This is a genomic window from Rahnella sp. WP5, from assembly GCF_000745615.1.
Classification (GTDB): Bacteria; Pseudomonadota; Gammaproteobacteria; order Enterobacterales; family Enterobacteriaceae; genus Rahnella; species Rahnella aceris.
Map to the genome: position 1 here is coordinate 579,773 of NZ_KN050720.1, position 22,249 is coordinate 602,021.

Consider the following 22,249-nt stretch of genomic DNA (forward strand, 5'->3'; position numbering starts at 1 on the left):
TCTCCCTGTTTTTGATCGTCGGTTCCTGATTAAGGAACCTGCTGATTAATCTCAATGCTGACCTGACCGTTGCCGGAAAAATCAGTCAGCGGACTGTCGCCGTACCAGTCACCTGAGGCTGGCGTTGCCAGACCATTTTGTGAAATACGAACGCGTACTTTTAATTGATGCAGCGAAGAAAGCAAGCGTTCCGGCATCATTGCGTTGCTGTCATCGACAGTGATCGCCAGCGGGAAGCGGCTCAGCGGCAGCTTTTTCACCGCAACCGGCACCGGACTGCTGCCATCTGTCACCGAAATAAAGACCGTGCCATTCTGCGGAAGTTTCACCTGAGCCTCAGCAGAAAGCGTGACATTGACCGCCAGTTTAACCTGATCCAGCCCCGCTTTTTGTTTTGCCTGCGCAATGCTGGCATTGACCATTTCCAGGCGTTTGTCACCGGCTGGCAGGATTTTCTGCATAACTTCCCACGCGCCAATGGCTTGCGGGTAGTGTCCCTGTTCATATTCATTATAGGCCAGCAGACTTAATACACGCAGATCACCCTGAGATTTTTCCAGCATACTGCGCAAAAGGTTGCCGCCGGTAAGGTTATCCTGCGGATCGGACGAACGGGTTAACACTTCGGCATAACCGAGTTTGACTGACATATCATCCGGCGCGAGCTGATAAGCGTGGGCATAAGCCTGCGTGGCGGTGGCGGCATTATTGAGCGCCATCCCTACACGGCCAAGCATCACCCAGTCCTGGATATTATGCGGATTTGCCTGCAAATCGGTACGCAATCCGAGCCCTAAATCCTGTACGTCGGTGGCGGTCAGCGGCGCGCCGTGATCATCAGCAATGCGATGGCGTAAATCGGGCATACGCTGCATGACCTGATTCCACGCACTCACCTGCCCCAGACCACCGGCGTAGAGATACAAACCCAGCGTGATCATCACCAGCAAAATAGCACCGGGCACCAGCGTCCAGCGACCAATCGGCTGAATGGCGGCGGACACCTGACCCGCCGGAATATCCGTCAGTAAGTTTTCCTGCAATTCCTGAATATGCGCCGGACGTTCGTCCACCACGCCCTGCGCTTCGTCTTCTTCCAGCTCAGTCAAACGGTGATGATAAAACGCTTTATTCAGCGCATCGCGGGACGTGTATTCCGCGCGGTCGCCACGGATAACCGGCACGATAAACAGCGCCAGTGCGATAACCAGCATCGCCAAAATGCACAGCCAAAAAATGCTCATGATCCTTTCCTGTCGCTGTCTTTAAGTAACTGCGCCAGGCGCTGTCTCTCTTGTTCTGACATTGGTGTGGCCGTGTTTTCAGTGCGCGCAGCACCCCGGCGGGAACGCATAAAAATCATGCCTGCGCCGATAACAATGACCAGCACCGGCCCGAGCCACAAAATAAAGGTAGAGGGCGTGACCGGCGGTTCGTAAGTCACGAAATTGCCATAACGCGCCACCATATACGCGACGATTTGCTGTCTGTCATGCCCTTCATTAAGCAACTGAAACACCTTGGTGCGCATATCGGCGGCGATAATCGAATCCGACGCGGCAATATTGGTGTTCTGACATTTCGGGCAACGCAACTGCGCCGTGATGTCCCGGTAAGCCTGTTCCTGTTCCGGCGATTTGAACTGATAGGTGTCGATGGAGGCGAACGCGCTGACACTCAGCAGCATGCCCAGCAACAACGCAGGCAGCGATGAAATCAGTCTCATACATTGCCTCCGTATTTTTTGTACAGCGGCAGAACTTCGGTCTGCCAGACTTTTTCATTTAAGTCACCGGCATGGCGATAGCGGATAATGCCCTGCCCGTCGATCAGGAAGGTTTCCGGCGCGCCATAAACACCCAGATCTAACCCCAGCATGCCGTCGCCGTCGTAAAGACTCAGCATGTAAGGATTGCCCAGCGTGTTCAGCCAGTTGACCGCTTTCTGCCGGTCGTCTTTGTAGTTCAGGCCGACCACACGGACACCTTTTGCCGCCAGCGTATTGAGATAATCATGTTCGGCGCGGCAGGTCGGACACCACGTTGCCCAGACGTTGAGCAGCATCGGTTTGCCATCGCGCAGTACCGACTGATCGTAGGTTTTGCCCGCCTGCGCCAGCGATTCCAGTTTGAACACCGGCACCGGTTTGCCAATCAGGGCTGATTCCAGCAGCGTCGGATCATCGCCGTTGGCATTACGGGTCAGTTGCACCAGAAAAGCCGCGGCCAGCGCCAGGAACAAAATCAGCGGAATAAAGAGGAGTTTACGGTTCATGCTTCTTCAGCCTCCGCCAGACCTTGCTTCTTAAGCTTTTTGCTCATGCGATAACGCGGGTCGAGAATACACAGCACGCCACCGGCCGCCATAAACAGGCCACCGAGCCAGATCCAGCGGACGAACGGTTTGTAGTACAAACGCACTGCCCACGAGCCATCGTCCATCTCTTCGCCGAGCGCCGCATACAGGTCACGCGCCAGATTGCCGTCGATGGCCGCTTCGGTCATCATGCTGCGCGCCACGCTGTAGAAGCGTTTTTCGGCGTGCAGCGTGGTGACTTGCTTGCCGTTCTGCGTCACATCAATATTCGCCTCACCGCCGGTATAGTTCGGGCCGGTGATGTCGCGAACGTCGCGGAAGATAAAGTGATAATCATGAATATCCACGGTATCGCCGGACTTCATGCGCACATCACGTTCAACGCTATAATTCTGGCTAAACGCGATGCCGATCACCGTCACCGCAACACCCAGATGGCCGAGCACCATGCCCCAGTGACTGCGGGAAAGTTTGGTCAGACCGCGCCAGAATGAATGACGATGGGTGGCGCGTTCGTGCAGTTCCATCAACGTCAGCACAATCACCCACACCGACATCAGCATTCCCACCACGGTCATACCGACGATTTTATCCTGCAACAACCACGGCAGAAGAATCGACAGTACCAGCGTGACGACCAGCGCCACGCCCAGACGACGCCACAGTTTACTGGGCTCATCACGACGCCAGCGCACCAGCGGTCCGATGCCTAACAACAGCGCCAGCGGCGCCATCAGCCAGGTAAACATCGTATTAAAGAAGGGTTCACCGATAGAAATACTGCCCAGCCCGAGCTGTTTGTGGATAAGCGGCAGCAGCGTACCGAGCAGCACCACCAGCATCGCCGCCACCAGCAATACGTTATTGCCCAGCAAATAACTTTCGCGGGAATGCAGTTCATGACGGCTTGGTGCGCGCACCGAGTTACCTTTAAAGGCGTACAGCAGCAGCGAACCGCCGATCACAATGACCAGATACGCGAGAATAAACATGCCGCGTGCCGGATCTGAGGCAAACGAGTGAACCGAAACCAGCACGCCGGAGCGCACCAGGAAAGTCCCGAGCAGACACAGCGAAAATGCAGTGATGGCCAGCAGCACCGTCCAGGCTTTGAACGTCCCGCGTTTTTCGGTGACGGCGAGCGAGTGGATCAGCGCCGTACCCGCCAGCCACGGCATAAAGGAGGCGTTTTCAACCGGATCCCAGAACCACCAGCCGCCCCAGCCTAATTCGTAATACGCCCACGCCGATCCAAGCACGATACCGATGGTCAGAAACACCCAGGCGGCTTGTGTCCACGGACGCGACCAGCGCGCCCACGCGGTATCCAGACGCCCTGCCATCAGCGAAGCAATCGCGAAAGCAAAGGCCACAGAGAAACCGACATACCCCATGTACAGCAATGGCGGATGGAATATCAGGCCGATGTCCTGTAACACCGGATTCAGGTCGCTGCCGTCCACCGGGAAATTCGGCAACGAGCGGATGAACGGGTTGGATGTTAGCAGAATAAACAGCAGGAATCCGCCGGTGATCATGCCCATCACCGCCAGCACGCGCGACACCGCATCCTGCGGCATACGGCGGCTGAACAGCGCCACGGCAAGCGTCCAGCAACTGAGTAATAACACCCACAGCAGCAGCGAACCTTCGTGCGCTCCCCACGTCGCCGCCACGCGGTAATACACCGGCAGGTGGGTGTTGGAATTATTAGCAACATAGGCGACGGTGAAATCATTCACCACAAACGCATGCACCAGAATAATGAACGCCAGCGCGATGCAGGCAAACATGCCGTAAGACAACGGGCGCGCCATCGCCATCATCCGCCCGTCCTGACGTGCGGCGCCCCACTGCGGATAAATACTCAGCAATACCGCCAGCCCTAATGCCAGACAGAGTGCAAATGTTCCCAGTTCCGGCATCATGAGCGGTCGTTTCCTTTATCGTTACCCACGTAGGCCGAAGCTGGTCCTTTGTGGTTTTCTTTCATGGCGTCGGCAACTTCCGGCGGCACATATTTTTCGTCGTGTTTTGCCAGAACCTGAATGGCATTCACCACATTCCCCGGTTCCATCACACCCTGCGCCACCACGCCCTGCCCTTCACGGAACAGGTCGGGAAGGATGCCGTTGTAGGTCACGGCAATCGCGCCACGCGCATCATAAATTTTAAAGCTCACCTGCAAACTTTTCGGGTCACGTTTCACGGAGCCGGGCATCACCATGCCGCCGATACGCAGGCGCTGGCCCACCGTCGGCAGTTCGTGGTTTTCGCCTTTACCTTGCAGAATCTCACTGGGTGTATAAAACAAATCAATGTTGGAGCGCAGCGCGTACATCACCAGTGAAATGCTCAGACCAAGACCGATCAGCACCACCAGCGCCAGCGACAGCCGCTTTTTACGACGTGGATTCACAATAACTTCTCCGGGGATGCGTCCGGTTCCAGCGGTGACGTCTGTGCGCCTGGCTGTTTTTTAGACTGAGACTGACTGATGCGTTTTTCGCGTGCCTGACGACGACGGACGTCGCCGAGGATTTGCCGGTGCTGAATCAGGGTATGCGCCACCAGCACAACCAGCGAGAGCAGCGTGGCAGCGACCGACAGCCAGACATAAAAGGCGTAGCCGCCCATCGCAAAGAAATCATGCCAGCTTGAGAATGCAGGACTCATCCGCGACGCTCCTTATTCACAAGACCGGCCACCCACGGACGCAGACGTTCCTGCACCAAAATCAGGTTTCGTAACCGCATCAGCGTCAGGGTAATAAAGAAGAACAGGTAACCGAAAATCGCCCAGCGCAGCGGATAACGCATGCTCGGGTCGATGGTCTGCTGCATATTGGTGGAACCCTGATGCAGCGTATTCCACCACTGCACGGAGTAATGGATGATAGGAATATTCACCACGCCGACCAGCACCAGAATACCGGCGGCACGCCCGGCCAGACGCCGGTCGTCAAAGGCGTTATACAGCGCTATCACACCGAGATACAGAAACAGTAACACCAGTTCGGAGGTCAGACGCGCGTCCCACACCCACCAGGTGCCCCACATCGGTTTGCCCCATGCCGAGCCGGTGACCAGCGCGATAAAGGTGAAAACAGCGCCAACCGGTGCCATTGCCGCTACCGCCAGATCGGACATTTTCATCTGCCACACCAGGCCGATAAATGCCGCAATCGCCATCCCGCTGTAAATCCCCATCGACCAGATGGCCGCCGGGACATGAATATACATAATCCGGTAACTGTTACCTTGCTGGTAATCCGGCGGCGCATAGCCAAAACCCCATACCCAGCCAATCAGCAGGCAGGCAAGCCCCACAATCCCGAGCCAGGGAATGAACCGGTCACAGACGTGGTAAAGCCGTTCAGGCCTGGCGAGTTGATGTAACCATTTCCACATTGTTATCGTTGCTCACTCTAAAATGTCACTGTGTGATATGCCGTGAAACCTCGGTGGGTTCTTGCGCGGTCAGTGTTAAATCACCCGCACTTATTATTGGCAGCTCTATTGTTCACTATAGAGAAGTGTGATGTTAGTCAAAGGTTGCGTTTTTTCTTCTCTATTGTAACGACACGTAAAATAATTCTGTGCTATCGCCTTTTACCGGCAAAAAGTGTCAGTGGATACTCACTCTCAAAGCGGCGGCTGTCGCGAAAGGCGCTAACGTTGCACTGCCTGCCAGCATCGCGCCAAGAATGGCGAGATAACCGCCGATCGGCATCGACATCGATGCGGCATCAATCGCGCCGGTGGCAAAAATCAGCACCGGAATATACAGCGGCAATACCAGCAGACTGAGCAGAACGCCACCTTTGCGCAGCCCGACGGTCAGCGCCACACCAATCGCACCGATAAAACTCAGCGTCGGCGTGCCCAGTAAAATCGTCACTGCGACGGCTTTCCAGGTCTCAAAATCCAGCGAAAGCAGCAGCGCAATCAGCGGTGAAAGGATCAGTAACGGCAACCCCGTCACCACCCAGTGAGCACATACTTTCCCCAGAACCGTGAGTGCCAGCGGCGAAGGCAATAACAGAAGCTGCTCGAGCGTGCCATCGAGATAGTCATCACGGAACAATCTTTCCAGCGCCAGCAGGGAAGATAACAGCGCGGCGACCCAGACAATGCCGGGCGCAATGCGCGCCAGCAGTTCAGGCTCAGGGCCGATCCCTAACGGGAACAGCGTAATCACAATCAGGAAAAACCACAGCGGATTGATAATTTCAGCGCTTTTGCGAAAGGCAATTTTCAGCTCGCGGCGCAGGACTTTCGTAAACATTCCTTTTATATCCCCTTCGCGTCACACCGGCTCTGCGCTGGTCAGACGAAGTTTTCGCACGTCGCGGTTAACACCCTGCAAATCCTGATGCGTTGTCAGCAACACCATTCCACCCCGCTGCGCATGCTGTTCGAACAGCGCAATCAGTGTGGCAACGCCTTGTTTATCAATGGCGGTCAGCGGTTCATCGAGGATCCATAGCGGCGCATCGCTCAGCCACAGACGCGCCAGTGCGACGCGGCGTTGCTGCCCGGCGGACATCTGCGCCACCGTCACATCTTCATAACCCAGCAATCCGACGTTTTCCAGCGCCTGATAAATCGCTTCCGCGCTGGCATTACCTCTGACCATCGGGCCATTCACAGACAGATAAAAGGCAAGGTTTTCAAACGCAGTAAGCACTGACTTTACGCCGGGCTGATGGCCGAGGTACAGAAGCTGCTGATGGAAAATATCGCGCTGACGGCGGGTACTCACGCCCTGCCAGCGGACTTCACCGGCGTCCGGAGAGGACAGCCCGGCAAGAATACGCAGTAAACTGGTTTTACCGGCACCGTTACGGCCTTCGATCTGCACCATTTCGCCCGGTTCGATAGTGAAACTTAAGCCGCTAAACAGGGTTCGTTCATCACGAACACAGCTCAGATCAAGGGCTTCAAACATGGTGATGTCTCTTATTTTTCACAAGTGTGCATCATATCACAGGCGTCAGGCGCGACGCAGCTCAGGGAGGCACAGTTTACCCGGCTGAAAAGCCTGAAATCCGGCAAACATCTTCTGAAATGTTCCATCAGGTTCATGGGTTAACGGTTTGTAACTTTTTTGTATACCTGCTCATAATTCACCTGCCTCGCCTATGCTTACTCATGAACATATCTGCAATCACTTTGCTTTACTTTTGGGGAACAACGATGGCCGGAGAAAAACAGCATCACAATGACAAGGATGTTGACAGTGACGAACATACGCAGGGAAAGGAAATCGAGACCGGTGAAGAGAACTTGCCGTCGAAAGCGGCCGCCGTTCACGAAGTTATCCGCATGGAAGGTGAAAAAGAGCTTGAGCGCGACGGACAGGCGTTGCTGTGGTCGGCAATTGCAGCCGGATTGTCGATCAGCGCCTCGCTGATGGCAAAAGGCATTCTTCACGCCCGCCTGCCCGATACACCGGAACGTTTCTTCATTGAAAATATCGGTTATACCGTCGGGTTCATTATTGTGATCATGGCGCGCCAGCAGTTATTTACCGAAAACACCGTTACTGCCGTGTTACCCATCATGCAAAAACCGACCGGCAGAAACATTCTGTTGTTGCTGCGTTTATGGGGCATCGTGCTGGCGGGTAACGTCATCGGCGGCGGACTGGCGGCGCTGGTGTTTCATCTGGTGCCCTTCTTCGACACGGCAACCGACGAGGCGTTTCGCACCATCAGCATGGATATCATGAAAAAAGACCCCGAAGGTATGTTTGTCGGCGGTATGGTTTCCGGCTGGCTGATTGCCACCATGGTCTGGATGATCCCTTCTGCCGGGACCGCCAAACTGTGGGTGATCATGCTGATGACGTATATGGTGGCGATTGGCGACCTGACGCACATCGTGGTCGGATCGGTAGAAGTGCTGTATCTGGTGTTCTCGGGCGCCATTCCCTGGTACGAATTTATCTGGCCGTTCGCCCTGCCGACACTGGCCGGCAACATCTTCGGCGGCACCTTTATCTTCGCGCTGATCAGCCACGCGCAGATCCGCAACGATATGAGTAATCAGAAGAAAGCTGAAGCGAAGAAAGAGGAGCAGGAAGCAGCGAAAAAAGAGGCCGCGAAGCCCTGAGTGGCGAGGAAACGACCAAACGGCAGCCTGATGCCTTATTATTACGAGAAAAATGGGTATACTACGCGGGCGCTTTCCACAGGCGCCCGTGTCTCCTTAGTTAAACGGATATAACAAGCCCCTCCTAAGGGCTAGTTACAGGTTCGATTCCTGTAGGGGACACCATTTTTAGTGCTCATAATATTCCCCACAAACCCCCTCACCAGCCCGGCACCGCGCCGCCGTTAAAGATTTTTTCTGCCGCTTTCGCCACTTCTGGCGACTGATAGGATTTCAGAAACTCTTGCACATTTTCCGCATCTTTATTGTCCGGGCGCGAAACCAGAATATTCACGTACGGCGAATTTTTATCTTCGATAAACACGCTGTCATGCACCGGTGATAATCCGGTTTGCTGGATATAGGTCGTGCTGATGATCGCCACATCGACTTTCGGGTCGTCCAGTACGCGGGGGAGTTGCGCGCCTTCCAGTTGCATAATATTCAGATGATGCGGGTTTTCGGTGATATCCAGCGCCGTTGGTAGCAGGCCCTTGCCTTCTTTCAGCGTGATCAGTTTCTCTTTTTGCAGCAGCAGAAGCGCACGGCCTAAGTTGGTCGGATCATTTGGGATCGCCACGGTTGCGCCGTCTTTCAGTTGATCCACGGTTTTGATTTTTTTCGAGTAGCCCGCCATCGGGAACACAAAGGTGTTGCCGACCACCACCAGATGGTAGCCGTGGGCTTTGTTATCCTGATCAAGGAACGGACGGTGCTGGAAAACATTCGCATCCAGATCGCCATGTTCGGTCGCGTCATTCGGTAATAATGAGCCGCTGAAACCAACCAGTTCGACGTCCAGACCGTATTTATCCTTCGCGACCTTTTTCGCCACTTCCGCCACATCCTGCTCTGCGCCATTAATCACGCCGACTTTGATATGTTTTGCATCACCACTTTTTTGATCACAACCCGCCAGCAGTAATCCTGCCAGCAAAAATACAACACCCGTGCGTAAATGAGCTATCGTCAGTTTCACTTTTTTTCCTTAAAAAATAACCGCTAATGCGTAATGAAAATGACTATAGCAGGAGGATGGTCGCTGTTTAAAAAACCAATAAAGCATCGCTTATAATATAAAATTATATAGACAATACCATCGATTTCCTCATAACTCATGTGGCGCGCACGTCCTTTGCTTTATTTATGAGATTTGTGACTCAAAGATGTTTCATTCATTTGCAAAAAGATGGGGGTAAACTGTATTTTAATATCAACTTCATAGGAAGTGGAAATATAAAATGGATGAATATATACTACATAGAGATAATGCTCGGGCAAATGATTACTATCAAATAATGGGTAATCTTGAAATCAGAGCATTATTACAAGAAATGCTAATCGCATCGAATTACTTAAAAAATGTCAAAGTTAAACAAGATTTCATCAATAACCTCTCCCTTTTCATTGAGCACCAGAAAGAAATAATCAACAATGAATCAACACCTGACAAAAAACTTCAAGCTATCCGGGTTTTAAAACAGGAAAGAAGATATCTTTCCGATCAGGTTTTTAAGCTAAAATATAAACAAGTCAGACTCATGATTTTACTGTCACTTGATATCATTGACCGTGCTCTGGAAACACCACTTTATTATTTCGTAAAAGGCATCGGCATTGTTTCAGGCGCTCTTCAGATACATACTGGTATTGGATTAATTGGAGGCGGTTATGTTACCGGGCCAGGCGCGGTCATTGGTAATATTGCGGGCATTACATTAGTCATCCATGGACTTGGAGCGATTCAGGAAAACTTTACCGCCATTATTACTGGAAATAGAACCTATAAAGGATATTTAAGGAAAGGTTATGAAAGCGCAGCGCAACACGTTGGCCTAACAAGCGAACAAGGGGATATCATCTATGGCGGCGTTGACTTACTATTATCGACATATACCCTCTCACGATCCGTTCTTAAACCGGAAAAAAACAGGCTCTATTATTATATGTATGATGATACCGTATTTGGATTCAGAAACATGACAAACAGAGCATTGAAAATAGAAATAGGGATAGACGGATTAACAATCAAAGCGATGAGTGATTCGCTGCAACCTGTCACTACAATTATACCCTTCCCATTCCCAACGAAATGAAATAAATAACTCGATCATTAAAAACCCCTACTAATAATAATTACAGGCCACGAATTTTATGATTTCAAAGTTTTTCTTTTCTTAACATTCTAAACGATTTAAAAGATATAATTAAAGGACCAAACATTGTAATGATTAAACAAGCGACAGCATAGGTGAATATCAGAGAGATCAACTCTGGCTCTTCCATATCCTGATAATTCAACACGATTGTGAGCACAAAAATAATAACAATCAGACTATGAGACAGTATCAATTTAAGAAAAACTGCTGATAACTCCGACAGAAGTGCTGAGGGTGTTATGCTTAATTTCTTCGCCCGGTTGCTTACCCACTCGATTTCACTATTGCGAAACCCGGATGTTTTCATTGATACCAACAACGCTTTGTTTTTCATTATTTTCATCCTTAAAAATAACAACCACAGAAAGAGTAAAAGCATAACATAATCAATTTTTAGAAAATGCTTAACTCTATAAATCTGCTACGTTTGTCTCAAAATTGTTTGCTAAAAAGACGACCTTCGTTGTTCAAATTCCGTACTATATCCAGATCTTTTACTTATATCAGTCATAAACAGTTTGCCCTCCCCGCCCCTTTTCGGAAAGAGTAGGCTTATCAGAAATAACCAATGAGAACCTGCAAGAATGGAAATTATTGAAGCCGGAGAGCAGCATATTCCCGCGATACAGAAAATTTATGCCTGGCACGTTCTCCATGGAACCGCCTCGTTCGAGACACAGCCCCCGGATGAACGCGAGATGGCGGGCCGACTGAAGAAGATTAAAGAGGCAGGTTTGCTCTGGCTGGTGGTTTTGCATGAGGATGAAGTGAAGGGATATTGCTATCTGGGTCATTATCGCGAACGCTATGCGTATCGCCACACGCTGGAGGATTCTATCTATATTGATCCTGCTTTTCAGAAACGCGGTGCGGGTAAAGCGCTGCTGCGACGGGCGATAGACTGGGCAGAAACCCACGGCTATCGTCAGTTGATCGGTAACGTCGGTGACAGCGAAAATAAAGCCTCAATTGGCTTACATCTCGCCGCCGGGTTTCAGATGAAAGGCACCCTGCATAGCGTTGGATTTAAGCATGGCCGCTGGCTGGACACCGTGTTTATGCAGCTCGCGCTGGGTGACGGAAACCAGACCCTGCCCGCGCAGGATCACTGACAGAAAATACCTGCGGGCCGGTTGCGGCCCGCAGGTTACGGGTTACTCAATCGCTAACTTTTCCCTCGCGGTTTTACGTGTCGCGCTCCCGCCCCAGACTTCGTTGTATTCGTAACCGGTCAGATCTTTAATCACCTTACGTGACACTTCATCGCAGTCTTCCTGCGCGCCACCCAGTTTCAGACGGGCGGTTTCCTTGATCAGGATTTTATGTGTGTCCCGCGTCAGCTTGAATTTGAAGGTCATGTAGAAGCTGATCGCCAGTAACGCACCGGTGGCGAAGATCATCAGGCCGATGATCGCGTGTAACGCACTGAGCGGCTGAGCACCCTGCCCTTTCACAAATCCACTTTCTTCCAGTACCAGGCCAATCACCATGATGGCAATCGCAACGGTACTTTTACGGGTAAACACCATCACACCGGCAAAAATTCCTTCACGACGTTTTTTGGTGACTATTTCATCGACGTCCGGGATAAAGCTGTAAATATTCCACGGAATATAATAAAGCCCTGAACGTCCAAAGCCTAAAATAACGAAGATGGAAGTAAAGAGAATTAACGGCACCGTTGCATTGGTGATATAAATATAAAACAGAGCAGCCAGCACAAAGAATATACAACCATAGGCGATTCGCAGCGCGGCAGAAGGCGAAAGATTCATTCGTTCCATCACCATCATATAAACAATCGTCGATGGTACAGAAACAAAGGCCGCCACACTTAAATATCCGGAAACCGATCCCACATCCTGATTCAGACCATAAACCACATAGTAGGTAAAGACGGCACCGAATACGTCCATGGCGGTGAAGGAAGCAATATAAATAATAATATGCTGGCGGAACATGCGGATATTAAAGGATGAGATAAAATCTAAAACCAGACTCTTCAGATGATGCCAGAGACTGCCGCCGGTTTCCATTTCCGGTTCCGGCTCATTCGGATCCCGCACGTCTTTGGCTTCCCAGGTACACAGCCATGTGGTGAATACCGCGATACAAAATACCGTGGCGAAGAATATGCCGGTATAGGTATACGTCATCGGATTATCTTTACCGGTAAACATCATGATGACGCCCGGCACAGACACAGCCAGGAAACCGCCGAGCTGCGAGCAAATCATACGTACACCGGCGAGACGGGTACGTTCGCCGAAGCGGTTGGTCATCTCGGCGGCCAGCGTTTCCCACGGCACCAGCACCATCGCCGAAAGTAATTCAATCGACAGATATGTGCCAAGATAATACCAGTAGCCCATGTCCTTTACCCAGACCAGCGCATACAGGAACATCAGTGGCGAACTGATCAGCAGGAAAAACCGGCGGCGACCAAACCGTTTTCCGAGCCAGGTATTTCCGAAGTGATCGGTGATATAACCCATGATCGGACTTAATACGGCATCAATGACACGGGCAATAGCAAAAATAGATCCCGCTTCTAAAACGGTTAATCCGCAATACATGGTATAGAAGAATAAAAGCCAGGTACCGATAACGGCGAATGCACCACCGCCAAATAAATCAGTTACGCCATAGCCTATAGCCGTGCCGTAACCTACTCTGCGTTCAGTAGGTTTCATTATTATTATCCTGTGAATGTAGGGTTATTATTAATAGAGATTTAATCAGCCAACGTGATCCATTTCCCTGATTGTGAGGAGCGGTAAATCGCACCGACAATATTCAGGGAAACTTCGGCTTGTGAAACAGAGATATAATTTTGTTCTTCCGGATGACGTACAGAATGATAGAAATTCGAGACTGCCTGACGATGACTGTCGCCCCAGTAGCTTTTGGCTGTTCCTGACGGGCTGTCATCACTTATCAGCAGCGTTTTATTTTCTCCTTCAATCAGCCACAACACGTTGTGATACAACTGCAACAGTCCTTTTTCACAATGAATTTCCAGCAGCAACGGTGAATCGGTGCTGTGGCAGTTCGTTGCGTAAAACAATCCATGCGCACCGTTGCCCATTTTCAGGCTGACCATCGCTGTGTCTTCATTTTCAGTCAGCTCACTGAGAAAGGTTCTTTCCACCACGCCTTTCAGCGCGTGAACACCGCCGCCAAACCACTGCATTAAATCCAGCGTATGTATCGCCTGATTGATCAGCAGGCTGCCGCCTTCAGTGGCAAAACGCCCGCGCCACAGGCTTTCGCTGTAATAGGCACCACTGCGCGACCAGGTCAGAATAGCTTTGATGCTCAGCATGTTGCCCAGTTGCCCGCTTTCCAGCAGCGTTTTAATTTTCTGACTGGAAGGATTCAGACGGTTCTGGTAACACACGCCTGTCAGCCCCGCAGCCTGTGACGCCGCGAGTTTAATGGCGCTGACTTCTCCGATATTCAGCGCCACCGGTTTCTCGGTAAAAACATGCTTTCCCGCCGCCAGCGCGGCGAGAATAGCCTCCTTGTGCAGATGATGCGGCAGGCAGATATGCACCACGTCAATCTGCGGATCGCACAACATTTCGTGATAATCCGTGTAAAAATCACAGCCATATTCCTGCGCCAGCGCCCGGCCTTTGCCAATATCGCACTCCGCAATCGCCCTTAACTGGCAATCCGGTTCGTGCCGGATCGCTGCCACATGGCAGGTATGGATAGACCCGCAACCGATCACCGCAGCCTGGAGAGTTTTCATCATCTGGTCCCGTTTAGTGGGTTCCGTTTGCCAGCATCTGTGCCCGGATGCACAGCTCGGCAGCTTTAAACGCATGCTCCTGGGTCATGGCGTACTCGGTGCGGTTCAGGCAATCGAGGATCAACTGACCAAAGAACGGGAAGCCGACGTTGCCGGAAACCGGGTAACGGAACTCGCCGTGTTGATTCACCAGATACACCACGTCCTGCTCGCCGAGCGTGAGATCAACATATTTGCGGATCTCGATATAACCTTCGGTGCCGAGCAGCGTCAGACGGCCGTCGCCCCAGGTGCTCAGCCCTTCTGGTGTGAACCAGTCGCAGCGGAAATAACCCCGTGCGCCGTTATCGCCTTTCAGCATCGTGTCGCCAAAGTCTTCGAAACGCGGATACTGCGGGTGATTGAAATTAAGGGCCTGGGCTGCCACAACCTGCGCGTCACTGTTGCCGGTATAAAACAGAAATTGTTCAATCTGATGGCTGCCGATATCACACAGGATGCCGCCAAAACGCGCTCTCTCGTAGAACCAGTCAGGACGCCCTTCACCCTCACGATGCGGGCCGGTACCCAGCGTCTGGATCACGCGTCCGATTGCCCCTTCATGCACCAGCTGGCCCGCGAAGACCGCACTTTCTACGTGCAGGCGTTCGCTGTAATACACGGCATATTTGCGCCCGGTTTCGGCCACTTTGGCCTTCGCTTGCGCCAGTTGTTCCAGCGTGGTCAGCGGCGCTTTGTCGCTGAAATAGTCTTTCCCGGCTGCCATGACTTTCAGCCCCAGCGCGCAGCGTTCAGACGGAATGCCCGCCCCCGCGATCATCTGCACTTCACGGTCATCAAGGAGTATCTGCAATGACTCCGCGACCTTAACCTGCGGATACTGGGCGACAAATTTCTCCACTTTTACCGGATCCGGATCGTAAACCCATTTCAGGCTGGCGCCCGCCTCGATCAGCCCGTTACACATACCGTAGATATGCCCGTGATCCAGGGCCGCAGCAGCAAACACGAATTCACCGGGCTTTACCACAGGTTGCGGTTTCCCTACCGGCGCATAATTCATACCGTCTTTATTGCTCATGTTCAGGCTCCTTTATCCATATTTTTGCCGAGAGGGATCGCATCTTCATTGGCGAAGTTTTCCACCGATGCTGATTTTTCATAAAAGTGCGGCGCCAGCGAAACCAGCCCGCCGGTTTGATAAAACGGATCTTCCGGCGACAACGGCAGTGACACAATGCTGCGGGTAATGGCGGATTTATAAATCGCGGCAATCAGTTCCAGTGAACGCTTGCCCTGAATGCCGTCAATCAGCGGCGCGGTACCGGTTTCCAGTGCGGTCAGGAAATTGTCGATCTGGCCGGTGTGCAGGGTATAAGTGAGTTTGGGAATCGACTGGTAAATGTCTTCAAGCTGGTTTTCACGATCCGTGTCACGCGCATCAATCGGGAAACCGTTCGGCGCAGAAATGCTGGCGTATTTGTCCCACGGGGCTGAAATTCGCGCTTTCTCGCCCTGAATAACAATCTTCTGATCTTCGCCGTGATGCACCACGGAAGCCGTCAGTTGGGTCAGTGCGCCGGAGTCATATTTGAAAATGGCCGCCGAGAGATCTTCCACTTCGGCATTATCATGCGCAGCGTTGGTAATCATCGAGACCACTTCAGAAGGAAAACCGAGCATCCACTGAATCGCGTCAATATGGTGAACGGCGTGATTGAGCGTGCAACCGCCCGCTTCTTTTTCCCAGGTGCCGCGCCACCACAAATCGTAATAGGAATGACCGCGCCACCAGAAAGAATCCACCTGTGCATGACACACTTTGCCGGTCTCACCGGAATCGAGCACTTTTTTCAGCCGCCAGAACGCGTCGGTAAAACGGTTTTGCGCGATGATTGACAGCGTTTTCCCGCTCGCCTGCGCCGCGCTGATCATCGCGTCGCATTCCTGTAATGACGCCGCCATCGGCTTTTCACACAACACGTGTTTGCCTGCGTTCAGCGCATTAATCGAGATTTCGGCGTGGACATACGGCGGCGTGCAGACGTCAAAAATGTCGATATCTGCATCATTGAGGATTTCCTCATGGCTGGCATAGACCCTGGCGTTCGTCAGGCCATAATGCCGTTTTTTCTCTTCCGCTTTTTCAGGATAAATATCTACCAGCGCAACAATCTGGCAACGATCAGCAAACTCTAAATATCCCTGAATATGGTTATGTGAAATATTACCCGTACCAATAATTGCTATTTTCAGCATTCTCTTACTCCTTATATTTAATCGAACAGCTGGCGGATTTAAGCCGCATAAAGGGCGTCACCGTGTTGAATTCTTTATAGATTCAGCACAGATAAATACCTTATTTTTTGTTTATGAGGTTTATATTCTGGAGAGTAATAATGGTTTTTTTTTCCAACAACTGTTATTTGTGACAGGAATTGCAGTGCCGTTTGCGGGATTTGCTATCATGCTGAATAGCCCATGAATTACAACCAGTTAACCATGGCAATAAGTCCATCTCCATTTGAGGCATTGATCACAAAATGACGGGAAAATTAAAAATCAGGCAAATAGCGGAGTTAACCGGGCTTTCTCCGAGTACCGTTTCCCGTGTGCTGGCAGGGAAAGCCAATGTCAGTCTCCAGGCAAAAGAGAAAGTATTTGCCCATGCCAGAACAATGGGTATTTTGCGTGACATTCCGGCCAGCCGTTTGTTAATGAATTGCCTGTTGCTCTGTGCGCCACCCGCCGCCTTCTCTCCCCATGAAGATCGTTATTATTATGAAGTGATTCAGGAAATAACGGCGGAAGTTGCGCGTTTTGATATTCACATACGTAAATGCGCGCTGGCGGTCAATGAACCGGATATCGCTGTTTTTATGCAGGCACTTCATCAGCCGGATGTCGACGGCATTGTCATTATCGGTATTGATGACGTGATGCTGTATCGGCTGGCAGCAGAATCTAACAAACCGGTGATAATGATCAACGCCAAGGACAGCGAGATGCGTCTGGACTGTGTTTCTGCCGATCATTATTCCATCGGTTACAGTGCCGCCAACTATCTGTTTACCAGAGGTCACCGCCCCGTTTTATTGTTCACCGACCTGCGTCGTGAAACCATGATGCAGCGCCTCGATGGCTTTAAACGCGCCTGCCTTGAACACCATGTGGTATTCGACGAAGCCCTGCATTTGCTGGTCAATCATGGCAGCGGAGGGGAACAGGCGAGAGAAAATATTGAGAAGTATCTCCGGAGGCATAAACGGGAAACCATGCCGTCAGCCATCTTATGCGGAGGCGATCAGATTGCACAGGCCACCATTGATGCCCTGAACGAATACGGATTTAAAGTCCCGGAAGATATTTCGGTGATGAGTATCGATTTTGCGCACGACATGAAAACATCAGCGGCACAAAGTTTCACTGCCGTGCATTTGCCGTGCCGCGAGCTGGGTACCGAGGCGGTGTATATTCTGCAAAGCCGCCTGATGCGCGCTACCGGCGCGAAATTCAATTTGCTGTTACAGGGGAGAATTCACAACGGCCAGTCAGTGGCCGATGTGAAATGGAAGCGCAAAGGGTTGTATCCTGCCGCCAGTTAGCCGCGCCCCGAAGGCACATTCTCAGCGTCGCCATTGATTATCTCCTGCTAGACTTTTGAGTCTTAACCTCAAAAAAAGATGCGGAGAATGCAATGTCAGAACAGTATCAGCCCCCTGAAGTCTGGACCTGGAATAAAGATGAAGTCAGCAAGTTCTCGAACATCAACCGCCCGATAGCGGGCCCGACGCACGAAAAAACGCTGCCGGTGGGTAAACACCCGCTTCAGCTCTATTCCCTTGGCACGCCGAACGGCCAGAAAGTGACGATCCTGCTGGAAGAGTTACTGGCGCTGGGTATCAGCGGTGCGGAATACGATGCATTTATTATCCGCATCAATGAAGGCGATCAGTTCTCCAGCGGCTTTGTTAACGTCAATCCAAACTCAAAAATTCCGGCGCTGCTGGATAACTCAACCACACCGCCAATCCGCGTGTTTGAATCCGGCAACATCCTGCTGTATCTGGCGGAAAAATTTGGCCAATTCCTGCCAAAAGATCTCGCCGGTCGCACTGAAACCCTGAACTGGTTGTTCTGGCTGCAAGGTTCCGCGCCGTATCTTGGCGGCGGTTTCGGTCATTTCTACCATTACGCGCCGGTCAAAATCGAATACGCCATTAACCGTTTTACGATGGAAGCCAAACGCCAGCTCGACGTATTAGACCGTCAGCTTGCTGAACACCGTTTTATTGCCGGGGAAGAATACACGATTGCTGATATCGCCATTTTCACCTGGTATGGCAGCCTGGCGCAGGGCGGTCTGTATGAATCAGCTAAATTCCTCGACATCGAATCTTATAAGCACTTCCAGCGCTGGGCGGCTGAAGTGGCGGGCCGTCCGGCGGTGAAACGCGGACGCATTGTGAACCGCACCTGGGGTGATGAACAACTGGAAGAGCGCCATGATGCCTCGGATTTCGATGGCATCCTGAAATCGTAACGGACATCTGAAACGTAAAAAAAGGGCGGGATTTTGCGATCCCGCCCTTTTCTTTTATGCGCTTTCTGTCTGCGGTTCGAGGTACTTTTTAAACCAGGCAATGGTTCTTTCCCACGCTAAATCCGCTGCCGCTTTGTCATAACGCGGCGTCGAATCATTGTGGAAACCGTGGTTCACGCCGGGATAAATATGCGCTTCATAAACTTTGTTATTGGCCTTCAGCGCCGCTTCATACGCCGGCCAGCCTTCGGTAATGGGTTTATCCAGTTCAGCATAATGCAGCAATAACGGCGCTTTGATACGCGGCACATCTTCCGCTTTCGGCTGACGCCCGTAGAACGGCACGGCGGCCGCCAGTTCAGGGTAAGCCACCGCCGCCGCATTCGCCACGCCACCGCCGTAACAGAAACCGGTGATGCCGACTTTGCCGGTGCCAGTCTCGTGGTGCATCAGAAATTCTACTGCCGCAAAAAAGTCGTTCATCAGTTTGGCCGGATCAACGTGTTTTTGCAGTTCGCGCCCTTTCTCATCATTGCCCGGATAACCGCCGACCGAACTCAGCCCGTCCGGCGCCAGCGCGACAAATCCGGCTTTCGCCACCCGCCGCGCGACATCTTCGATATACGGATTCAGCCCGCGATTTTCATGCACCACCACCACACCAGGCACTTTACCGGTCACTTTGGCCGGACGCACCAGATAGCCTTTCACGCTGCCGTGTCCCTGCGGCGACGGATACTGAATGTATTCCGCCACAATATCCGGATCGGTGAATTGCACCTGTTCGGCGTAGGCATAGTTCGGCGTCATCAGCGTCGTCAGCGCAGCCAGCGACAATCCGCCTGCCACAAACTTCGCCGAGAGATCAAGAAACTCACGTTTGGTCATTTTGCCGTGCACGTAAAAATCAAAATATTCGAGGAGTTCAGGCGGGAAATCTTTCGCTGTCATTCGGGTCATTTTTCAGGCTCCGTTCCGGTCAGGGGAAGGATAAATAATGGCCTGTTTTTGGCGATTTTGTAAACCCGTTGTGAGATGGGATGGCTTTCCAGGCCGCATCAACACTTTTATGCACTGAAAATGCTAAACTTTGGTCATAAAGGGAGAAACAATGAAAAACCATCTTTCGCAACCACCGAAAATACATTTCATCGAATGGAACTCAGAGTACGAACGGATGATGACCTCTGCACTGAAAAAAGAATTTAATGTGCATACGATTTATCACGTCAAAAAACACTTTAAATCCGTCCACTCTTTGCTGCCGGGAAAGCGGCTCAAACACTGGCACCGGAAATTTCAGATTGCTATCAAGTTCCGCCACGTGTGTGAAAGCGACATCATCATTTGTAACGGCTACAGCGCATTTCTGATGCTGGATTTACTTTCCCTGCTCAAATGCAAAAAAATATTGGTATTGCGCGACTCAGTGGCCGCGCTTACGTCTAAAAGACGTCGGCTGAAATTACTTTCCCATGACGAAAATTATCTCGACCGGGTCACCGCTGTTTTTGATGTTATTTACAGTTTTGATCCCGAAGATTGCCGGAAATACGGACTTTCTTATGTTGACCAGTTTTTGCCGTTCAGCCGCCATAACATGGCTGCGTGGCAACCGGAACCGGCAAATATGCCGTCATCCTGCTCATGCTTTTATGTCGGCGGGTTTGATGATTATCGGGCAAAACTCATTAACGACCTGACACCGGTATTGCGCCAGAATCACTGCCAGACCGACTTTTATCTGGTGGGCGATTGCAACGGCAACCCGGATTACCCGGACTGTTGTATCAATCAGAAAATCAGTTATCAGCAAAATATTGAAAAGCTGAAACGCGCTTCTGTCGTTCTTGAGATCAACAAGCCTGATCAATGCGGATTAACGCTGCGTGCTCTCGAAGCCATGGCTTTTAATAAGAAACTGATCACCAATAATGCCTCAATAAAAAAACATGCTTTTTATCATCCCGATAAAATCTTTATTTGGGGAGAAGATGATCGCAACGCTATTGCCAAATTTCTTTCATCGGAACATCAGAAAACCGACCCGGCGTTGCTGGAGACGTATTTCGCTGACGGCATGTTAAAGACACTGGCCGGAACCGCAGTAGAATAGAGGCTTTGCCCGACAACCTAACAGAACAATCAAAAGGAGAAACCATGAACAAAGCACTCGCAGGGCTGAGTAAAGAGGAAATGGATAAAGTCAGCGCCGGGCTGGCAGCCGGGACTGTCGTGGTGCGTGAGCGCAACCATCTGCCGGTCAACGCAGAAGAAGTGGAGATGGAGCAGCCGGAACATCTGCGCGCTTATTTTCGCGAACGTCTGGAACATTATCGTCAGCAACCGGCTAAAAAATAGTCACAGCGGCTCAGTGCTGCTGCGTAAAGAAGCCGACAATCGACTCTCTCAGGCTGACGGCCGCCTCGCCCGGTGGCGTCAGGCTCTGATGAAGGCTGATCCCCACCTCACCCGGCGCGGGCAATTCCTGCAAAATCCGTACGGTTGATGGCATACCGAAATCCGTACGAACAGTCACCCCCAGCCCCGCCGACATCGCCGCCCAAATCCCGCTCAGGCTGCGGCTGGTAAAGGCTATCCGCCACGCAATACCGGCGTTATCCAGCGCCGTCGTTGCGGCATTCCGCATCAGGCACGGCGCTTCGAACACCAGCAAGGGCACCGGTTCGCCGGTTTCCTGATAGTGCTTCAGGTCGAAACTTTCAGGGCCAATCCAGCGCAGCGGTATCCGTCCGAGCGAGCGGCTTGACGGGAAAAGTGGCGTTTCATCAGCCTGCCAGCACACCGCCAGATCAAACTCGTTATGCCGGATCCCGTCCAGCAATTGCTGATTACGGGTAATACTGGCGGAAACCTGCACCTGCGGATGTGCGCGGGTGAATGTGCCGAGAATGGCCGGTAACAGGGTTTCGCCGAAATCCTCCTGCATGCCCAGATTCAGGCTGCCACTCAGCGTACTGGCGAGCAGCACAGCGCTGGCCTCATCATTCAGGCTGAGGATCCGCCGCGCATAACTCAGCATCACTTCGCCGCGTCCGGTCAGGATCAGGTGCCGTCCGGATTTCTGTACCAGCTCCGTGCCCGCCTGTTGCTCCAGCTTTTTCAGCTGCGCGCTGACGGCAGATGTGGAGCGTCCCAGCCGGTCGGCGGCCAGCACAAAACTGCCCAGTTCAATGCCGGTAACAAAACTGCGCAAGGCTTCTGAATCAAAAGTGACCGGTCTTTTCGCCATGCTTAATCATCCCGTTTTTATGGACTAATGCTGCTGTTATTTTCGATATTCAGGATAATCATAACG

General features: G+C 51.7%; 24 protein-coding genes and 1 tRNA gene. 8 read left to right on the forward strand and 17 right to left on the reverse strand.

Annotation, left to right across the window (positions count from 1 at the left end):
• Positions 1–29: 29 nt before the first annotated feature.
• The 9 genes from ccmI to ccmA form a co-directional block, all read right to left on the reverse strand.
• Entirely contained in the window at positions 30–1,244 is a 1,215-nt protein-coding gene (ccmI, locus tag EX31_RS19730) for a c-type cytochrome biogenesis protein CcmI (RefSeq protein WP_037036245.1), read from the reverse strand.
• Positions 1,241–1,726, reverse strand: a complete 486-nt coding sequence (locus tag EX31_RS19735) for a cytochrome c-type biogenesis protein (protein WP_037036247.1) — start codon at positions 1,724–1,726, stop codon at positions 1,241–1,243. Before EX31_RS19735 ends, ccmI begins: the two co-directional genes overlap by 4 nt.
• Positions 1,723–2,274 carry a DsbE family thiol:disulfide interchange protein gene (locus EX31_RS19740; protein WP_013574528.1) on the reverse strand — a complete coding sequence of 184 codons (552 nt, stop codon included), beginning with the start codon at positions 2,272–2,274 and terminating at the stop codon, positions 1,723–1,725. Before EX31_RS19740 ends, EX31_RS19735 begins: the two co-directional genes overlap by 4 nt.
• Positions 2,271–4,244 carry a heme lyase CcmF/NrfE family subunit gene (locus EX31_RS19745; RefSeq protein WP_037036250.1) on the reverse strand — a complete coding sequence of 658 codons (1,974 nt, stop codon included), beginning with the start codon at positions 4,242–4,244 and terminating at the stop codon, positions 2,271–2,273. The genes EX31_RS19740 and EX31_RS19745 overlap by 4 nt, the downstream gene beginning before the upstream one ends.
• On the reverse strand, positions 4,241–4,735 hold the full coding sequence (gene ccmE, locus EX31_RS19750; RefSeq protein WP_037036253.1) for a cytochrome c maturation protein CcmE: 495 nt from the start codon (positions 4,733–4,735) through the stop codon (positions 4,241–4,243). Before ccmE ends, EX31_RS19745 begins: the two co-directional genes overlap by 4 nt.
• On the reverse strand, positions 4,732–4,992 hold the full coding sequence (ccmD, locus tag EX31_RS19755; RefSeq protein WP_037036255.1) for a heme exporter protein CcmD: 261 nt from the start codon (positions 4,990–4,992) through the stop codon (positions 4,732–4,734). The genes ccmE and ccmD overlap by 4 nt, the downstream gene beginning before the upstream one ends.
• Positions 4,989–5,726, reverse strand: coding sequence for a heme ABC transporter permease (locus EX31_RS19760; protein WP_037036257.1), 738 nt, complete (start codon positions 5,724–5,726; stop codon positions 4,989–4,991). Before EX31_RS19760 ends, ccmD begins: the two co-directional genes overlap by 4 nt.
• 217 nt (positions 5,727–5,943) lie before the next feature.
• Positions 5,944–6,603: a heme exporter protein CcmB gene (gene ccmB / locus EX31_RS19765; protein WP_037036259.1), complete on the reverse strand. Its 660-nt coding sequence runs from the start codon at positions 6,601–6,603 to the stop codon at positions 5,944–5,946.
• Between the two features lie 21 nt (positions 6,604–6,624).
• The gene (gene ccmA, locus EX31_RS19770; protein ID WP_037036261.1) at positions 6,625–7,266 is read right to left on the reverse strand and encodes a cytochrome c biogenesis heme-transporting ATPase CcmA; all 642 of its coding nucleotides are present in this window, start codon (positions 7,264–7,266) and stop codon (positions 6,625–6,627) included.
• Positions 7,267–7,514: 248 nt separating this feature from the next.
• Here ccmA and EX31_RS19775 point away from each other — a divergent pair, with 248 nt between their 5' ends.
• Both EX31_RS19775 and EX31_RS19780 read left to right on the forward strand, forming a co-directional pair.
• Positions 7,515–8,432: a formate/nitrite transporter family protein gene (locus tag EX31_RS19775; protein ID WP_037036265.1), complete on the forward strand. Its 918-nt coding sequence runs from the start codon at positions 7,515–7,517 to the stop codon at positions 8,430–8,432.
• Positions 8,433–8,522: 90 nt separating this feature from the next.
• Positions 8,523–8,597, forward strand: a tRNA-Arg gene (locus EX31_RS19780).
• A 34-nt stretch (positions 8,598–8,631) separates the two neighbouring features.
• Here the strand turns inward: EX31_RS19780 and nlpA are convergent.
• A complete protein-coding gene (gene nlpA, locus EX31_RS19785) occupies positions 8,632–9,450 on the reverse strand; it encodes a lipoprotein NlpA (RefSeq protein ID WP_037036274.1) in 819 nt (272 codons plus the stop codon).
• A gap of 262 nt (positions 9,451–9,712) precedes the next feature.
• Here nlpA and EX31_RS19790 point away from each other — a divergent pair, with 262 nt between their 5' ends.
• Positions 9,713–10,567: a DUF4225 domain-containing protein gene (locus EX31_RS19790; protein WP_037036277.1), complete on the forward strand. Its 855-nt coding sequence runs from the start codon at positions 9,713–9,715 to the stop codon at positions 10,565–10,567.
• 64 nt (positions 10,568–10,631) lie between these two features.
• Here EX31_RS19790 and EX31_RS19795 read toward each other — a convergent pair whose 3' ends face one another.
• On the reverse strand, positions 10,632–10,964 hold the full coding sequence (locus tag EX31_RS19795) for a hypothetical protein (RefSeq protein ID WP_037036279.1): 333 nt from the start codon (positions 10,962–10,964) through the stop codon (positions 10,632–10,634).
• 250 nt (positions 10,965–11,214) lie between these two features.
• Between EX31_RS19795 and EX31_RS19800 the strand changes: the two genes are divergently transcribed.
• Positions 11,215–11,742, forward strand: a complete 528-nt coding sequence (locus EX31_RS19800; RefSeq protein ID WP_037036282.1) for a GNAT family N-acetyltransferase — start codon at positions 11,215–11,217, stop codon at positions 11,740–11,742.
• 42 nt (positions 11,743–11,784) lie between these two features.
• On the opposite strand, the gene EX31_RS19805 is transcribed toward EX31_RS19800, so the two are convergent.
• The 4 genes from EX31_RS19805 to EX31_RS19820 are packed head-to-tail and all read right to left on the reverse strand — an operon-like array spanning position 11,785 to position 16,646.
• The gene (locus EX31_RS19805; RefSeq protein WP_013574506.1) at positions 11,785–13,323 is read right to left on the reverse strand and encodes an MFS transporter; all 1,539 of its coding nucleotides are present in this window, start codon (positions 13,321–13,323) and stop codon (positions 11,785–11,787) included.
• A 41-nt stretch (positions 13,324–13,364) separates the two neighbouring features.
• Positions 13,365–14,387, reverse strand: a complete 1,023-nt coding sequence (locus EX31_RS19810; RefSeq protein WP_013574505.1) for a Gfo/Idh/MocA family protein — start codon at positions 14,385–14,387, stop codon at positions 13,365–13,367.
• A 13-nt stretch (positions 14,388–14,400) separates the two neighbouring features.
• Positions 14,401–15,468 carry a Gfo/Idh/MocA family protein gene (locus EX31_RS19815; RefSeq protein ID WP_037036284.1) on the reverse strand — a complete coding sequence of 356 codons (1,068 nt, stop codon included), beginning with the start codon at positions 15,466–15,468 and terminating at the stop codon, positions 14,401–14,403.
• Positions 15,469–15,470: 2 nt separating this feature from the next.
• Positions 15,471–16,646, reverse strand: coding sequence for a Gfo/Idh/MocA family protein (locus EX31_RS19820; RefSeq protein ID WP_013574503.1), 1,176 nt, complete (start codon positions 16,644–16,646; stop codon positions 15,471–15,473).
• A 284-nt stretch (positions 16,647–16,930) separates the two neighbouring features.
• On the opposite strand from EX31_RS19820, the gene EX31_RS19825 reads away from it, so the two are divergent.
• Positions 16,931–17,992 (forward strand): LacI family DNA-binding transcriptional regulator, encoded by a 1,062-nt coding sequence (locus EX31_RS19825; RefSeq protein ID WP_037036286.1) that lies wholly within the window; start codon positions 16,931–16,933, stop codon positions 17,990–17,992.
• A 92-nt stretch (positions 17,993–18,084) separates the two neighbouring features.
• Positions 18,085–18,930 (forward strand): glutathione-dependent disulfide-bond oxidoreductase, encoded by an 846-nt coding sequence (gene yghU, locus EX31_RS19830; protein ID WP_037036288.1) that lies wholly within the window; start codon positions 18,085–18,087, stop codon positions 18,928–18,930.
• A 54-nt stretch (positions 18,931–18,984) separates the two neighbouring features.
• On the opposite strand, the gene yghX is transcribed toward yghU, so the two are convergent.
• Positions 18,985–19,890 (reverse strand): YghX family hydrolase, encoded by a 906-nt coding sequence (gene yghX / locus EX31_RS19835; protein ID WP_037036291.1) that lies wholly within the window; start codon positions 19,888–19,890, stop codon positions 18,985–18,987.
• Positions 19,891–20,041: 151 nt separating this feature from the next.
• Between yghX and EX31_RS19840 the strand changes: the two genes are divergently transcribed.
• Both EX31_RS19840 and EX31_RS19845 read left to right on the forward strand, forming a co-directional pair.
• Positions 20,042–21,046, forward strand: a complete 1,005-nt coding sequence (locus tag EX31_RS19840) for a WaaS/CpsH family glycosyltransferase (protein WP_037036293.1) — start codon at positions 20,042–20,044, stop codon at positions 21,044–21,046.
• A 44-nt stretch (positions 21,047–21,090) separates the two neighbouring features.
• Positions 21,091–21,291, forward strand: a complete 201-nt coding sequence (locus EX31_RS19845) for a DNA polymerase III subunit theta (protein ID WP_013574498.1) — start codon at positions 21,091–21,093, stop codon at positions 21,289–21,291.
• Between the two features lie 10 nt (positions 21,292–21,301).
• Here EX31_RS19845 and EX31_RS19850 read toward each other — a convergent pair whose 3' ends face one another.
• On the reverse strand, positions 21,302–22,183 hold the full coding sequence (locus EX31_RS19850; protein ID WP_037036295.1) for a LysR substrate-binding domain-containing protein: 882 nt from the start codon (positions 22,181–22,183) through the stop codon (positions 21,302–21,304).
• Positions 22,184–22,249: the final 66 nt, after the last annotated feature.

Coding starts and splice junctions, on each gene's coding strand:
- ccmB (WP_037036259.1), bottom strand. CDS start 6,603: ATGTTTACGAAAGTCCTGCGCCGCGAGCTGAAAATTGCCTTTCGCAAA.
- EX31_RS19815 (WP_037036284.1), bottom strand. CDS start 15,468: ATGAGCAATAAAGACGGTATGAATTATGCGCCGGTAGGGAAACCGCAA.
- yghX (WP_037036291.1), bottom strand. CDS start 19,890: ATGACCCGAATGACAGCGAAAGATTTCCCGCCTGAACTCCTCGAATAT.
- EX31_RS19735 (WP_037036247.1), bottom strand. CDS start 1,726: ATGAGACTGATTTCATCGCTGCCTGCGTTGTTGCTGGGCATGCTGCTG.
- EX31_RS19820 (WP_013574503.1), bottom strand. CDS start 16,646: ATGCTGAAAATAGCAATTATTGGTACGGGTAATATTTCACATAACCAT.
- EX31_RS19790 (WP_037036277.1), top strand. CDS start 9,713: ATGGATGAATATATACTACATAGAGATAATGCTCGGGCAAATGATTAC.
- ccmI (WP_037036245.1), bottom strand. CDS start 1,244: ATGAGCATTTTTTGGCTGTGCATTTTGGCGATGCTGGTTATCGCACTG.
- EX31_RS19810 (WP_013574505.1), bottom strand. CDS start 14,387: ATGAAAACTCTCCAGGCTGCGGTGATCGGTTGCGGGTCTATCCATACC.
- EX31_RS19825 (WP_037036286.1), top strand. CDS start 16,931: ATGACGGGAAAATTAAAAATCAGGCAAATAGCGGAGTTAACCGGGCTT.
- EX31_RS19740 (WP_013574528.1), bottom strand. CDS start 2,274: ATGAACCGTAAACTCCTCTTTATTCCGCTGATTTTGTTCCTGGCGCTG.
- EX31_RS19840 (WP_037036293.1), top strand. CDS start 20,042: ATGAAAAACCATCTTTCGCAACCACCGAAAATACATTTCATCGAATGG.
- EX31_RS19760 (WP_037036257.1), bottom strand. CDS start 5,726: ATGTGGAAATGGTTACATCAACTCGCCAGGCCTGAACGGCTTTACCAC.
- ccmA (WP_037036261.1), bottom strand. CDS start 7,266: ATGTTTGAAGCCCTTGATCTGAGCTGTGTTCGTGATGAACGAACCCTG.
- EX31_RS19800 (WP_037036282.1), top strand. CDS start 11,215: ATGGAAATTATTGAAGCCGGAGAGCAGCATATTCCCGCGATACAGAAA.
- EX31_RS19775 (WP_037036265.1), top strand. CDS start 7,515: ATGGCCGGAGAAAAACAGCATCACAATGACAAGGATGTTGACAGTGAC.
- EX31_RS19745 (WP_037036250.1), bottom strand. CDS start 4,244: ATGATGCCGGAACTGGGAACATTTGCACTCTGTCTGGCATTAGGGCTG.
- yghU (WP_037036288.1), top strand. CDS start 18,085: ATGTCAGAACAGTATCAGCCCCCTGAAGTCTGGACCTGGAATAAAGAT.
- EX31_RS19850 (WP_037036295.1), bottom strand. CDS start 22,183: ATGGCGAAAAGACCGGTCACTTTTGATTCAGAAGCCTTGCGCAGTTTT.
- EX31_RS19795 (WP_037036279.1), bottom strand. CDS start 10,964: ATGAAAAACAAAGCGTTGTTGGTATCAATGAAAACATCCGGGTTTCGC.
- EX31_RS19805 (WP_013574506.1), bottom strand. CDS start 13,323: ATGAAACCTACTGAACGCAGAGTAGGTTACGGCACGGCTATAGGCTAT.
- EX31_RS19845 (WP_013574498.1), top strand. CDS start 21,091: ATGAACAAAGCACTCGCAGGGCTGAGTAAAGAGGAAATGGATAAAGTC.
- ccmD (WP_037036255.1), bottom strand. CDS start 4,992: ATGAGTCCTGCATTCTCAAGCTGGCATGATTTCTTTGCGATGGGCGGC.